This is a genomic window from Streptomyces sp. AC1-42W, from assembly GCF_003248355.1.
Lineage (GTDB): Bacteria > Actinomycetota > Actinomycetes > Streptomycetales > Streptomycetaceae > Streptomyces.
Genome location: NZ_QKWY01000001.1, coordinates 1,428,396 through 1,441,593 on the forward strand (window position 1 = coordinate 1,428,396; position 13,198 = coordinate 1,441,593).

The 13,198-nt window shown below is 72.4% G+C and carries 11 protein-coding genes and 2 pseudogenes; 9 read left to right on the plus strand and 4 right to left on the minus strand.

Going from position 1 to position 13,198, the window contains the following annotated elements:
- Positions 1-89 precede the first annotated feature (89 nt).
- The gene (locus DNK56_RS06530; protein ID WP_111331317.1) at positions 90-686 is read left to right on the plus strand and encodes a histidine phosphatase family protein; all 597 of its coding nucleotides are present in this window, start codon (positions 90-92) and stop codon (positions 684-686) included.
- Positions 687-716: 30 nt separating this feature from the next.
- Here the strand turns inward: DNK56_RS06530 and DNK56_RS06535 are convergent, their stop codons facing one another.
- The gene (locus tag DNK56_RS06535; protein WP_111331319.1) at positions 717-2,081 is read right to left on the minus strand and encodes a tetratricopeptide repeat protein; all 1,365 of its coding nucleotides are present in this window, start codon (positions 2,079-2,081) and stop codon (positions 717-719) included.
- Positions 2,082-2,334: 253 nt separating this feature from the next.
- Here DNK56_RS06535 and DNK56_RS06540 point away from each other — a divergent pair, with 253 nt between their 5' ends.
- Positions 2,335-2,712 carry a hypothetical protein gene (locus DNK56_RS06540; protein ID WP_199563930.1) on the plus strand — a complete coding sequence of 126 codons (378 nt, stop codon included), beginning with the start codon at positions 2,335-2,337 and terminating at the stop codon, positions 2,710-2,712.
- Between the two features lie 93 nt (positions 2,713-2,805).
- Positions 2,806-3,717 carry a spermidine synthase gene (locus DNK56_RS06545; protein WP_199563863.1) on the plus strand — a complete coding sequence of 304 codons (912 nt, stop codon included), beginning with the start codon at positions 2,806-2,808 and terminating at the stop codon, positions 3,715-3,717.
- A gap of 6 nt (positions 3,718-3,723) precedes the next feature.
- Here the strand turns inward: DNK56_RS06545 and DNK56_RS06550 are convergent, their stop codons facing one another.
- The gene (locus tag DNK56_RS06550) at positions 3,724-4,299 is read right to left on the minus strand and encodes a hypothetical protein (protein WP_111331323.1); all 576 of its coding nucleotides are present in this window, start codon (positions 4,297-4,299) and stop codon (positions 3,724-3,726) included.
- Positions 4,300-4,372: 73 nt separating this feature from the next.
- Here DNK56_RS06550 and DNK56_RS06555 point away from each other — a divergent pair, with 73 nt between their 5' ends.
- Both DNK56_RS06555 and DNK56_RS06560 read left to right on the plus strand, forming a co-directional pair.
- Complete coding sequence (locus DNK56_RS06555; RefSeq protein ID WP_111331325.1) at positions 4,373-5,086, plus strand: response regulator transcription factor; 714 nt, start codon at positions 4,373-4,375, stop codon at positions 5,084-5,086.
- Positions 5,083-6,498 carry a sensor histidine kinase gene (locus DNK56_RS06560; RefSeq protein ID WP_111331327.1) on the plus strand — a complete coding sequence of 472 codons (1,416 nt, stop codon included), beginning with the start codon at positions 5,083-5,085 and terminating at the stop codon, positions 6,496-6,498. The genes DNK56_RS06555 and DNK56_RS06560 overlap by 4 nt, the downstream gene beginning before the upstream one ends.
- Positions 6,499-6,728: 230 nt before the next feature.
- Here the strand turns inward: DNK56_RS06560 and DNK56_RS06565 are convergent, their stop codons facing one another.
- A complete protein-coding gene (locus DNK56_RS06565; protein WP_111331329.1) occupies positions 6,729-8,492 on the minus strand; it encodes a 2-isopropylmalate synthase in 1,764 nt (587 codons plus the stop codon).
- A gap of 166 nt (positions 8,493-8,658) precedes the next feature.
- Here DNK56_RS06565 and DNK56_RS06570 point away from each other — a divergent pair, with 166 nt between their 5' ends.
- Positions 8,659-9,363, plus strand: coding sequence for a FadR/GntR family transcriptional regulator (locus tag DNK56_RS06570; protein WP_446750443.1), 705 nt, complete (start codon positions 8,659-8,661; stop codon positions 9,361-9,363).
- 526 nt (positions 9,364-9,889) lie between these two features.
- Positions 9,890-10,159, plus strand: a pseudogene (locus tag DNK56_RS06575) (carbohydrate ABC transporter substrate-binding protein); the annotation flags it as partial.
- Positions 10,160-10,263: 104 nt separating this feature from the next.
- Here the strand turns inward: DNK56_RS06575 and tnpA are convergent.
- On the minus strand, positions 10,264-10,692 hold the full coding sequence (tnpA, locus tag DNK56_RS06580; RefSeq protein ID WP_111331333.1) for an IS200/IS605 family transposase: 429 nt from the start codon (positions 10,690-10,692) through the stop codon (positions 10,264-10,266).
- A 23-nt stretch (positions 10,693-10,715) separates the two neighbouring features.
- On the opposite strand from tnpA, the gene DNK56_RS06585 reads away from it, so the two are divergent.
- Both DNK56_RS06585 and DNK56_RS06590 read left to right on the plus strand, forming a co-directional pair.
- Positions 10,716-12,071: an RNA-guided endonuclease InsQ/TnpB family protein gene (locus DNK56_RS06585; RefSeq protein WP_199563574.1), complete on the plus strand. Its 1,356-nt coding sequence runs from the start codon at positions 10,716-10,718 to the stop codon at positions 12,069-12,071.
- A gap of 4 nt (positions 12,072-12,075) precedes the next feature.
- Positions 12,076-13,134 (plus strand): annotated as a pseudogene (locus DNK56_RS06590) (ABC transporter substrate-binding protein); the annotation flags it as partial.
- Positions 13,135-13,198: the final 64 nt, after the last annotated feature.

Sequence of the window (13,198 nt, forward strand, 5' to 3'; positions counted from 1 at the left end):
CGGGTTGCCCCATCGGCACGTACGGGATGATGGGAACAAGATCTCAGATTCCGCACCCCAGGTCCCGGCTTTTTCAGGGAGAACCCTTTATGGCACCGCGCATCCTGCTCGCCCGGCACGGGCAGACGGAATGGTCCCTCAACGGCAGGCACACCGGCAGGACGGACATCCCGCTGCTCGACGCGGGCCGCGACGGGGCCAAGCTGCTCGGCGAGCGGCTGCACCGGGGTCCGTGGGTCGAACTGCGTGACCTGGAGGTCCGCACCAGTCCGCTCGTCCGGGCCTCCGAGACCTGCGAGCTGGCCGGCTTCGGCGACCGCGCACAGCCGTGGGACACGCTGATGGAGTGGGACTACGGGGCGTACGAGGGGCTGACCCCGGCGGAGATCAAGGCGGGCCGGCCGGACTGGTTCATCTGGCGCGACGGGGTGCCGGAGGGCGAGAGCACCGCCGAGGTGTCGGCCAGGGCCGACGAGATCGTGGAGTGGGCCCGCTCGGCCGACCGGGACGTCCTGGTCTTCGCGCACGGCCACATCCTGCGGGCGCTGGGCGCGCGGTGGCTCGGCGAGGACATCGCCTTCGGCGCGCGCATCCGGCTCGCCCCGACCTCGCTCTCCGTCCTGGGCTGGGCGTACGGCGCCCCGGCCATCCAGCGCTGGAACGACACGGGCCACCTGGAGCGGTGAGCACGCGCCGGACCCGGTCCGGCGCCGTCCTCAGACGCCGGCCCGGCCCGCCCGGTGGCGGTCCAGGAACGCCCGCACCGGCCCGGACACCCCGGACCGGGGCTCCAGGGCCGCCGCCGCGTCCCGCAGCATGGCCCTGATCCGCGAGGACTGCACCCGGTCCAGCAGGTCCAGCACCTCGTGGCCGGAGGCCGCCGCCTCCTCCGCCCGGCCCGCCCGCGCCAGGTCCACGGTCAGCTCCGCGCGGTACAGCGCGAGGTTCCGGGTGAAGTGCGGGTCCTGGAGCCGCACCGCCCGCCCGGCGTGCCGCGCGGCGCGCGACCAGTCGCCCAGCGCCGCCCAGCACTGGGCCTCCAGCATCTCCAGCTCCGCCTCCCGGAAGAAGCTCATCCACTCCGGGTCCGCCCCCGACGCACCCCGCGCGAACGCGGTGTGCGCCTGCCCGAGCGCCCGCTCGCAGCCGGTACGGTCCCCGAGCCCCGCCCGGCCGCCCGCCTCGCGCAGCGCCAGCAGCGCCCGCAGCCGGGGCGAGCCCAGCGGCTCGGCGGCCCGCAGCCCGGCCTCCGCCGCCCGCACCGCCTCGCGCGGCCGCCCGGTGTCGCGGGCCAGGAAGGACGTGTTGCAGAAGGCGTGCGCCTCCAGGGCCGGGTCCCCGGCGACGCGCGCGGTGGCCAGCGCCTCCGCGTAGTGCGAGCGGGCGTCCTCGAAGCGGCCCGAGTCATGGGCCAGCCACCCCACCGACAGGGCCAGTTCGCCCGCGCCGGAGTGCAGCCGGTCCACCATGGAGCGGCGCTGCGCGGTGCCGGCGTCGAGCAGCGCGTACGCCGCCCGCAGGGGCTGCGCGGCCCGCCGGTAGAGCCGGTCGCCGCCGTGCCGGTCGTCCAGCAGCCGGATCTGCCGCACCGCCCGTTCGACGGCGCTCACCTCCGTCTCGCCGACCCGGCGTTGCAGGGGCAGGGAGGCGGCCGGGCCGCCGAGGCCCAGCCCCAGGGAAGCGGCCGCCACCGTGGTGGTGCCGCTCGTCATGAATACGCGACGCAGCACGTCGCTCTCCTCGTCGGTGTCGCTGCCGGGCGCGGGCGGCGGAGCGGTCGGGGGGTGCGTGGGGGTGTCCGGCGCGGGCCCGGCCGCCCGCCCGCGTACGGAGGCACGGGGCGAGAAGCCCAGGTCCTCCAGGGTCGTGCCGGGGAACATGTGCCGGAAGACCCGCTCGTACGCGTAGTTGGGACAGCGGATCTCGCCGGACTCCACGCGCCCGATGTACCGGGCGTCGCAGGCGACCTGCTCGCCGATCTCGCGGGCGGCCCTGCGTACAGCGGCAGCGAACTCACCGGCGGAGCGCGGTCCGCGCAGCCGCCGGAAGGCGAGGTTGGGAACTGCCCCTGCCGACACCATGGCGTGACCCTCTCGCTGCGAGCCGGGCGAAGTTTCCGGTGTCCCGGCGGAGCAAGAACGTACCCGCTGTGACGATGTGCGCACACAGAGTTTCCGGGCGAACCGGGCATCTCGGTCGCGATCTGCCATGAACTGCCACCCTTTGCGGCGGTGTCGCACCGTAGCCCTTGACGTGGTCGGGCCGTTGGTCCCTGCGGAGACGGAGTGCGACTCCGCCCGGCGATGAGAGGAGAGTCCCTTGTTGCGTATCGACATGGCGACCGGAGGTTCGGCGTCCGCCGACGAACCCTGCGATCTGGTGACCGTGCCCGCCCGGCAGGGCCTGGAGGCCGTGGACATCCTGCGCCGGGGCGCGGACCGCCCGGCCGTGGGCCCCGTCATCCACGACGGCACCTGCGACACCCTCGGCTTCCTGGTGCCACCGGGCACCGCCCAGGGCTGGGACGTACCGGGCAGCGCCTGTACGCGGACCGACGGCCGGGGGCTGCGCATCCCCGCCGAGCCGCCGGTCTCCGGCAGCGGCTGGCTGCTGCCGCCCGCCGCGGGCACCCCGGTCACCGACCCGGCCGTGCTGCGCGCCGCGCTCGACCAGGCCGCCCGGCTCATCGAGGCCGCCGACAGCTGCCGCTGAGCCGAACCGTTCCGGCAGTGCCGATAATGGACGGCGGGCCGCCCGGAGCGGCCCGTACCGGACACGATCGGCAGTGGGCAGGGGCGAGAGGCAGTGGCACGTCGAGGAGCGGCCGGCGGCGACCGCAAGGAGCGCGCCGCCGGCAGGCAGCGCGCCGGCCGCGGGGCCGGCGCGGCGGCCGGGATCTCCGAGCCCGTGGACGGCGGCCTGGCCGAACTCGTGCCCGACCGGGAGCGCCGCCGCGCCTGGACACTGACCATCGACGGGGCCCCGCAGTCCCATGTGGACCTCGATGACCCGGCCCGCCTCTCCTTCGAGTACCAGCGCCGCATCGGCCACCTCATCGACCTCGCCGCGCCCGCCGGGCAGCCGCTGCACGTGGTGCACCTGGGCGGCGGCGCCTTCACCCTGGCCCGCTACACCGCCGCCACCCGCCCCCGGTCCACCCAGCAGGTCATCGAGGCCGACGCCGCCCTTGTGCGGCTGGTGCGCCGCGAACTGCCGCTGGACCCGCAGGCCAGGATCAGGGTCAGGTCCACCGACGCCCGCGCGGGACTCGGGAAGATCCAGGACGCCTGGGCCGACCTCGTCATCGCGGACGTCTTCAGCGGCGCCCGCACCCCCGCCCACCTCACCACCACCGAGTTCCTCGCCGAGGTGCGCCGCGTTCTGAAACCCGGCGGGAGCTACCTCGCCAACCTCGCGGACGGGCCGCCGCTGGCCCATCTGCGCGGCCAGATCGCCACCGCCGCCACCGTCTTCCCCGAACTCGCCCTCGCCGCCGACCCCACCGTGTGGCGGGGCCGCCGCTTCGGCAACGCCGTGCTGGTCGCCTCGGACACCGCGCCGGACATCGCGCGCTTCACCCGCCGGGTCGCCACCGACCCGCACCCCGGACGCGTCGAACACGGCCGCGCCCTGGCGGACTTCACCGGCGGCGCGGCCCCCGTCCACGACGCGGACGCCCGCCCCTCGCCCCCGCCGCCCCCGGACGCCTTCCGCTGAGCCGGTTCAGGAGTTGACGATGTCCACCTGCGGCGCGTGATCGTTCCAGGTGCAGAAGAGGGAGACCCGCTTCCCGTCGTCCCGTGCGAAGTCGACCCGAATCCAGGTCGTGTTGGTCCATGTCTGCACCGACCAGCCCGGCTCCGGGGTCGCGGACACCAGCGCCGCCGAGTCGGCGCGGACCTCGAACACGACCCGGCCGCCGCTCGTCGTGTAGACGCGCGCCTGACCGGTCGGGGTCGCGGCGGCGGCCACGGACGCCGGGCGCGGGGTGTTGGGGGCCGGCGTGTGCGAGGGCGACGGCGTACGGGACGGCGGGGTACGGGACGGCGGCGTACGGGACGGCGGGACGGCCGGCTTGCCGGAGGAGGTGGTCCGGGGCGTCGGATCGGCCGGGGCCGACGAGGGCGGGCGGTGCGTCGACGACGTCAGGTCCTCCGCCGTCGGCGCGGAGACCGGCACCGCCCGCGGCGGGTCGTACACCGTGCCCGCCAGCACCGCGTGCACACCCCACCACGACACCGTGACCGCCCCGCCGGTGGCGAGCGACCACGCCAGCGCGTGTACCAGACCTCGTTGCATCTTCAATATCCTGCACCAAAAACCCGGTGAGCATGCCACCCCGGTCCAGGTCGGATGGCGTACGGTGCCGCCCATGCCCAGTGTGCTCGTGGTCGAGGACGACCAGTTCGTACGTTCCGCGCTCATCCGGCACCTGACCGAGGCCGCCCACACCGTACGCAGCGTGGGTACCGCCCTGGAAGCGCTGCGGGAGGTCGCCCACTTCCGTTTCGACGTGGTCATCCTCGACCTCGGGCTGCCCGATCTCGACGGCGCCGAGGCCCTGAAGATGCTGCGCGGCATCACCGACGTCCCCGTCATCATCGCGACCGCGCGCGACGACGAGAGCGAGATCGTCCGGCTGCTCAACGACGGCGCCGACGACTACCTCACCAAACCGTTCTCCGTGGAGCACCTGTCGGCCCGGATGGCCGCCGTGCTCCGCCGGGCCCGCGCCGCCGGCGGCGAGGCCCCGCCCTCCCGCGTCATCCGGGTCGGCGGGCTCGCCATCGACCCGCTGCGCCGGCAGGCCGAACTCGACGGCACCGCGCTCGACCTCACCCGCCGCGAGTTCGACCTGCTGACCTTCCTGGCCGGCCGGCCCGGCGTCGTCGTCCCCCGCAGAGAACTCCTCGCCGAGGTCTGGCAGCAGTCCTACGGCGACGACCAGACCATCGACGTCCATCTGTCCTGGCTCCGGCGCAAACTCGGCGAGACCGCCGCCCGGCCCCGCTATCTGCACACCCTGCGCGGCGTCGGCGTGAAGCTCCAGCCCCCGGCCCCGGAGCAGCCGGAGCACCCGGAATGAGATGGGCACTGGCCAAGGTCTGCCTGGCCGTCACCACCATGGTCGTGGTCGCCTTCGCCGTGCCCCTCGGGCTCGTCGTCAAGGAGATGGCCCGCGACCGCGCCTTCTCCGACGCCGAGCGCCAGGCCGCGACCATCGCGCCCACCCTCTCCATCACCACCGACCGCACCCAGCTGGAGAAGGCCGTCCTGACCACCGAACCCGGCGCCGCCGGCCGGATGACCCTCCACATCCCGGCCACCGGCGAACGGGAGGGCTTCGCCGCGGACATCGGCCGCACTCGCGCCACCCCGCAGGACCTGGAGACCGTGCGCACCTCCGGGCGCGCCACCATCACCGAGGTCACCGGCGGCTCCGTGCTGCTCCAGCCGACCGCCGTGGGCCCCAGCGGCATCGCGGTCGTCGAGGTCTTCGTCCCCGACGACGAGGTCTCCTACGGGGTCACCAGCGCCTGGCTGATCCTGGCGGGCGTCGGCGTCGCGCTCGTCGTCGGATCGGTCGCCGTCGCCGACCGCCTCGGCGTCCGCATGGTCGAGCCCGCCCGCCGCCTCGCCGGCGCCGCCCACGACCTGGGGGAGGGGCGGCTCGGCACCCGCGTCCCCGAGGAGGGCCCGGACGAACTGCGCTCCGCCGCCGTGGCGTTCAACTCCATGGCCGACCAGGTCATCCAGCTCCTGGCCAACGAGCGCGAACTGGCCGCCGACCTCTCGCACCGGCTGCGCACCCCGCTCACCGTCCTGCGGCTGAACGCCGCGTCCCTCGGCGAGAGCCCGGCGGCCGAACAGACCCGCGCGGCCGTCGAACAGCTGGAGCGGGAGGTGGACACCATCATCCGGACCGCCCGCGAACAGCGCCCGCAGACCCAGCCGGGCGGGCCCACCGCCGGCTGCGACGCCTCCGAGGTGATCCGCGAACGCATGGCCTTCTGGTCCGCCCTGGCCGAGGACGAGGGCCGCGAGGTGTGCCTGGCCGGGGTGGACCGCGCGGCACGCATCCCGGTCGCCCGCCCCGAACTGGCGGCCGCGCTCGACGCGCTGCTCGGCAACGTCTTCCGGCACACCCCGGAGGGCACCGCCTTCGCCGTCGACGTGCACCACAGCGGGGAGGCGGTGATCGTGCTCGTCTCGGACGCCGGCGGCGGGATCGCCGACCCGAAGGCGGCCCTGGAGCGCGGCAAGGCACGGGAGGCGGTGGGCTCGACCGGGCTCGGGCTCGACATCGTCCGCCGGGTCGCCGAGTCCACCGGGGGCGAGGTGCGCATCGGCCGCTCCGCGCTCGGCGGGGCGGAGATCCGGGTCTGGATCGGGCTCGCCGGACAGCGCCCGGAGAACGGCGGACGGGGCCCCCGGGTGGGGCGCCAGCGGCGCCGGCCGCGGGGCGCGGGGCGGGGTGCGGGGCGGGCCAACCTTTAGCGCGGCCGATGCGTTCCTTAAGCCCACCCTAAGAATGCCGGAGCGGGTCCGGTTCGCCCCGATCGCCCGTTCCCCAGCCGCTAGCGTGCTGCCAGCGGCTGGACCGATGACACCCCCGCAGCACGATCGCCCAGCAGCTGCCCGCCCGCACACAGGACCAACCTCCCCCGCCCGTGCATCCCGGCCGGCCCCATCCCCCCACCCCGGCCGGGGTGCGCGCCCCCTCTTTCTCAGGGCCGGGCCCGATTCACCGCCGACAGCACCGCCGCCACCGCGGCGGCCACGCCCGAGACGTCCCGGCCCGCGCCCCAGCGCTCCTCGCCGCCCGTCCGGCAGCGCGCGTACGCGGTCGTCGTCCCGGCCCCGTCCGGGTGCTGCTCCGACAGTTCGAGGATGCCCGCCTCCACCCCGGCCGCCGCCAGCGCGTCCGCGAACGCCGTGACCGGGCCGGTGCCCGTTCCCTCGTAATCGCCCTCCCGGTCGTCCACGCGCAGCGTGCAGACGAAGCGGTGCTCACCGGCCGGGCCGGACTGCGCCGACCAGGAGGTGAGGGCGACCCCGCCGTCCCGCCCGGGAACCAGATACGCCGCCTCGAAGAGGTTCCACAGGTCCTTCCCGGTGGCCTCCGCGCCGCTGTCGTCGGTCGCCTCCTGGACCGTACGGGAGAACTCCGCCCGCATCCCGGCCGGCAGGTCCACCCCGTGGCCGGTGCGCAGCAGATGAGCGATGCCGCCCTTGCCCGACTGCGAGTTGACCCGGATGACGGCCTCGTACGTGCGCCCCACGTCGGCCGGGTCGATCGGCAGGTACGGCACCTCCCACAGCTCCGACGCGCTGTCCGCGCGGCGGGCGAAGCCCTTGCTGATGGCGTCCTGGTGGGTGCCGGAGAACGCGGTGTACACCAGGTCCCCGCCGTACGGATGGCGCGGCGGCACCGGCAGCCGGTTGCAGTGCTCGACCGTGCGGCGGATCTCGTCGATGTCCGAGAAGTCGATCATCGGGTCGACGCCCTGGGCGTGCAGGTTGAGCGCCAGGTTGACCAGGTCGACGTTGCCGGTGCGCTCCCCGTTGCCGAACAGGCAGCCCTCCACCCGCTGCGCGCCCGCCAGCACCGCCAGCTCCGCGCAGGCCACGCCCGTACCTCGGTCGTTGTGCGGGTGCACGGAGAGGATCACCGAGTCCCGCCGGGCCAGGTGGCGGTGCATGTACTCGATCTGGTCCGCGTAGACGTTGGGCGTGGCGATCTCCACGGTGGCCGGCAGGTTGTGGACGACCGGCCGGTCCGGCGAGGCGTCCCACAGCTCGGTCAGGCTGTCGCAGATCTCCAGGACGTAGTCGGGCTCGGTCAGGTTGAAGACCTCGGGCGAGAACTGGAACCGGATGTCGGCGCCGGGCCCGGACCGGGCCAGCCGGTCCATCTGTCGGGCGGCCTCCAGCACCACGCCGTGCACCTCGGCCCGGTCGCGGCCCAGGACCACCTCGCGCCACACGGGGGCGGTCGCGATGTAGAGGTGGACGACGACCCGGTCCAGGCCGGCCATGGACTCGAAGGTGCGGTCGATCAGGTCGGCCCTGGCGGGGGTGAAGACGACCGGGGTGACGTCGTCGGGGACGGCGCCGCTCGTCACCAGGTGCCGGACGAAGTCGAAGTCGGTACGGCTCGCGGACGGGTAGCCGACCTCGATCTCCTTGAACCCCATCGCCACCAGCAGATCGAACATCCGCCGCTTGCGCGGTGTGTCCATCGGTTCGGCCAGCGCCTGGTTGCCGTCCCGCAGATCCACCGGCACCCACAGCGGAGGACTCTCGATACGGGCCTGCGGCCAGCTCCGCCCGGTCAGCGGGACGGCGACCCGGTCGTACGCGGACCGGTAGCGGTGCGACGGCATGGAGCTGGAGCGCTGGGGGTTCCAGCGGGGCGCGGCCCGGGGGACCGGGCCGCGGGGCGTGCAGATGGTGGGGAAGCTGTGCATCGCGGACATGGGCTCGGGCATGAACGGTGTCTCTTCTCGCATCGCCGGACGCGACCGGCACAGCACGACACCCCGCGGCGGGGTGCCGATCGCTTCAGGCCCCGCCGCGGCAGCCGAGAAGGAGGAGACCGCGGTACGTCATGGCCGGTACAGTAACCAGAACACAACCCCTCAGACAACCTGACAGGTGAACCACGTGTCCGCGCTCGGTCCGCTCCGCCCCAGCCCCCTCGTCGAACAGGCCGCCGGCCATCTGCGTGCGCGGATCACCGAGGGGGACTGGCCGGTCGGGACGAAACTGCCCGGTGAGACGACCCTCGCCCGCGAACTGGGCGTGGGCCGCTCCACAGTCCGCGAGGCGGTGCGCACGCTCGCCACGCTCGGCCTCCTGCGCTCCAGGCAGGGCGCGGGCGTCTTCGTCGTCGCCGACCGCGTCACGGAGGACTGGCCCGTCCGGCTGCGGCGGGCCGCGGTCACCGACGTCTACGAGGTCCGGATGCTCATCGAGGTCCAGGCCGCCCGCCTTGCCGCCCGCCGTCGCACCGACGAGGACCTCGCCGCGCTCGACGCGGCGCTCACCGCCCGGCTGGCCGCGGGCGCCGGCCTCGACGACGCGGACTTCGTGGACGCCGACATCGCGGTGCACCGGGCCGTGGTGGCCGCCGCGCACAACCCGGTCCTCGCCGACCTGTTCGCCGAGTTCGCCCCGGTCCTGCGCCAGGCCCTGATCGACCTGGTGGAGCTGCTCGCCCTGCGCCGCGAGGACCCCCAGCACGGCCACGCGGGCCATCGCGCCCTGGTCACCGCCATCGTCTCGGGCGACCCGGAGCGGGCGGCCCGGGCGGCCCAGGAGGAGTTGGAGTCCACGCTGTCCCGGCTGCGCGGGGCGTGACGCCGGAGCGCTCCCGCTCCGCCGCCATCCGGACCCCGGCTTCGGGCAAAGAACGCGCGGGTCCGAATCCGCGCCCCCTTCGCGCCATGGCCCGTTCACTTCCCGGTGGGGTCCCCGGTGCTCCGGCGGACTGTTTCCGGGCCGTGCCGAAATACCGGCACGGCGGCCGGTTGTTTCTGGTGGCTCAACCAAGATCAATTGTCAACCCACACCCCACCTGCGGGAATTCGGAATCCCGTCGCGCGCCGCGACGCGACGCCCCGCTTTGGCAAGCCTTCGGGCGGACACGGTCTCGTGACTTGCAGGACACGCTCGCGCAACGGAAGCGTCTTCAACTCTTGACACCCACCCCCCGCAGGCAGCAATCTTCCGACATCGACGCATGGGAGCGCTCCCACATCGCACGAGGTTTCTCGCGTGAGACGGCACCACTCGTGTTCTCCCCCCAAACCCATCCGGCACCCGCACTCACCAGCGCGTATGCCACGCAGTGAGCCAGTCCCACCCTGGAACAAGGAGTAGTGGAATGCGTATCACCCGCACCGTCGCCGGTCGGAGCCGCAGAGTCGCGGTTCTGGCCACCACGGGCCTGACCGCTTCGGCGCTGCTGCTGACCGGCTGCAGCAGTGACGACTCCGACTCGAACGAGTCGTCCGACGCGAACGGGAAGATCACGCTGACCGTCGCCGACTTCGGCCAGTTCGGCTACAAGGAAGCCGGCCTCTTCGAGAAGTACCACGAGCTGCACCCGAACATCACGGTGAAGGAAGACACCACCGCCGATGAGAAGGTCTACCTCTGATCTTGGCCAGTGCTCCGCCCTTCAGGGCGGGGGTGAAGGCCACCCTTGGCGCGGAGGCGCGCAGCGCCGGAGTTCGCTGCGAGCCTCCGGGGCAACGGTCAGACGGGCCGCTTCTGGTTCTCGATGTACTGCTTGACCACGGTCAGCGGTGCGCCGCCGCAGGAGCCTGCGAAGTAGGAGCCGGACCAGAAGTGTCCGCCCCACAGATATCGGCGCACGTGGCTGTCGTACTCCTTGCGCAGCAGCCGGGCCGAGACTCCCTTGAGGCTGTTGACCAGCTTGGAGAGCTGGACCTTTGGCGGGTAGTGCACCAGGAGATGCACGTGGTCGTCCTCGCCGTTGAACTGTTTCAGCTCGGCCTCGAAGTCGCTGCACACCTCCCGCATGATCTCTTCGCACCGCGTCAGCATGGCGTCGGTCATGGCCTTGCGTCGGTACTTCGTTACGAAAACCAAGTGGACGTGCAAGTTGTAGACGACGTGACGTCCTGTGCGTACATCGGGATTGGGGTTCCATCGTGGTGACATAAACCTATGCTAGGGTGAAGATCATGGGTCAGGAAATCGCGTACGAGAAGCGGCAGTTCGGGCACCGCGCCCGACTGGCGCTCACTCCTGCGCAAGTCCGGCTCATGGACGACCAGGGCCACGCGGCGCGTACGACGTGGAACCTGCTGCACGACTTCTGGACGATGACGCCGAAGTACCGCCGCGACTTGAAGGCTGCGGACGAGGCGATCCGGCAGGCCCGCAAAGAGATCGACTGGCTCGGTGTGCTGCCCGCACAGGCGGCACAGGCCGTCCTCAAGACGTATTTCCAGGCATGGAAGAACTGCTGGGAAGGACGGGCGGACGAGCCGAACTTCAAGGCCCGCATCCGCACTCCGCTGACGGTGGACGTGCCGCAGGGCCGGGATCTGAACATCGTTCGGATCAACCGCCGCTGGGGCGAGGCCCAGATCCCGAAGATCGGACGGGTCCGGTTCCGCTGGACCCGCGACCTTCCCATCGGCAAGCGGGCCGACACCGACAACCGGATCACCGGGGCACGGCTGGTCAAGGACTCGCTCGGCTGGCACATCGCCTTCCGCGTCCAGACCCGAGAGGCCGTCCCGGCCCCGCACACCGGTCCCGAGATCGGCATCGACTTCGGCGTGAACCTCCCCCTCGCCCTATCGGACGGCAACCACCAGGACCACAGCCACGCGCCGCGCCTTCCCGACGGCACCGCCGACCGGGACAAGTGGCTCACCGAGAAGGAAAAAACCGTGCTGCTCCGCCTTGAGCAGCACGCCGCACGTCTCAAGCAGCACCGCAAGCGCGGAGAGAAGTTCTCAGGCCGCCTGCGCGCTGTGTACCGCCGGATCGGCAGACTCCGAGCAACAGCCACGCGACGAGCAACCGACTGGCAGCACCAGACCACCACCATGCTCGCCCGCACGTATGGCGTGATCGTGGTGGAAGACCTGCACATCACGAACATGACCAAGAGCGCCAAGGGCACCATCGAGGAGCCGGGCAGGAACGTCGCGGCCAAGGCCGGACTGAACCGCTCCATAGCCCAAGAGGCATGGGGCCGGACCATGACCATGCTCGGGTACAAGACCGCCCGAAACGGGGGCACCCTGGTCAAGGTCCCGGCCCCGTACACCTCCCAGCGCTGCCACGCCTGCGGGCTCGTCACACCCGGCAGCCGCGAGGACCAGGCCACGTTCGTGTGCAAGAACAGCATGTGCGGATGGACCGGCAACGCCGACGAGAACGCGGCCCGGAACATCCTGCACCTGTACCGGATCGGCCACACCGTGGTCATCCCGGCTGCCGGGAGGGCAGTCGTCAGGCGGCGTAAGCCGTCCAACCCACCGGCGCAAGCCAGGCGGGAATCTCCCTCGTTCACGAGGGAGTGAGCTTCAATACCCCAAGCTGCTCCAGCAGCTGAACTCGGGCAGCGGTCTCGCCGACGTCCAGGGTCTCGAGGTCGGCCGCATCAAGGAGCTCGTCGACACCAAGGCGGACCAGTTCGCCGACCTGAGCAAGGTCATCGACGTCAACGAGTTCGTGTCGTGGAAGGAGAAGCAGGCCACCACGCCGGACGGCAAGGTGATCGGCGCGGGTACCGACATCGGCCCGATGTCCCTCTGCTACAACACCGAGCTGTTCAAGAAGGCCGGCCTGCCGACCGACCGCAAGGAGGTCGCGGCCAAGATCTCCGGCGGCTGGGAGGACTACCTCAAGCTCGGCGAGGAGTACAAGAAGAAGGCCCCCGCGGGCACCTACTTCATGGACTCCGCCAGCGCCATGTTCAACGCCGTGGTCAGCTCCAACGCGAAGCAGTACTACGACGAGAGCGGCAAGCCGGTCTACAAGGACAGCCCCAGCGTGCGGCAGGGCTGGAACCTGGCCGCCGAGGCCGCGGACAAGAAGCTGACCCAGGGCCTCGCCCAGTTCAGCGACCCGTGGAAGGCCGCGCTGCGCAAGAGCACCATGGCCACCGTGGTCTGCCCCGCCTGGATGGCCGGCCAGATCTCCGTGAACGCCGGTGACGCGAACAAGGGCAAGTGGGACATCACCACCGCCCCCGGTGCGACCGCCGCGAACTGGGGCGGCTCCTTCCTCGGCGTCCCGAAGTCGGGCAAGCACGTCGAGGAGGCCACCAAGCTCGTCAAGTGGCTGACCGCCCCCGAGCAGCAGGCCGCCGTCTTCAAGGCGATCGGCTCCTTCCCGTCCAACAAGGGCGCCTACGACCTGCCGGACGTGAAGAACGCGACCCTGCCGTACTTCAACGACGCCCCCATCGGCCAGATCTACGCCGATGAGGCCAAGTCCATCCCCGAGGCGATCCTCGGCCCGAAGGACGCCGCGATCAAGGACACCATCTCCACGCAGATCAACAACATGGAGCAGCGCGGCACCGCCCCGGACGACGCCTGGGAGGCGGCGACCAAGGCGATCGACAAGGTGATCGGCTGACGTTCGCCGGGGCGCGTCCGGTCCGATCCGCCGGACGCGCCCGGCGCGGGCGGCCTCCGGGCCG

Excerpts from the sequence above, each read along its gene's own strand:
- DNK56_RS06565 (WP_111331329.1), bottom strand. The coding sequence starts at position 8,492 with ATGCCCGAGCCCATGTCCGCGATGCACAGCTTCCCCACCATCTGCACG.
- DNK56_RS06550 (WP_111331323.1), bottom strand. The coding sequence starts at position 4,299 with ATGCAACGAGGTCTGGTACACGCGCTGGCGTGGTCGCTCGCCACCGGC.
- tnpA (WP_111331333.1), bottom strand. The coding sequence starts at position 10,692 with ATGTCACCACGATGGAACCCCAATCCCGATGTACGCACAGGACGTCAC.
- DNK56_RS06555 (WP_111331325.1), top strand. The coding sequence starts at position 4,373 with ATGCCCAGTGTGCTCGTGGTCGAGGACGACCAGTTCGTACGTTCCGCG.
- DNK56_RS06540 (WP_199563930.1), top strand. The coding sequence starts at position 2,335 with ATGGCGACCGGAGGTTCGGCGTCCGCCGACGAACCCTGCGATCTGGTG.
- DNK56_RS06530 (WP_111331317.1), top strand. The coding sequence starts at position 90 with ATGGCACCGCGCATCCTGCTCGCCCGGCACGGGCAGACGGAATGGTCC.
- DNK56_RS06560 (WP_111331327.1), top strand. The coding sequence starts at position 5,083 with ATGAGATGGGCACTGGCCAAGGTCTGCCTGGCCGTCACCACCATGGTC.
- DNK56_RS06535 (WP_111331319.1), bottom strand. The coding sequence starts at position 2,081 with ATGGTGTCGGCAGGGGCAGTTCCCAACCTCGCCTTCCGGCGGCTGCGC.
- DNK56_RS06585 (WP_199563574.1), top strand. The coding sequence starts at position 10,716 with ATGGGTCAGGAAATCGCGTACGAGAAGCGGCAGTTCGGGCACCGCGCC.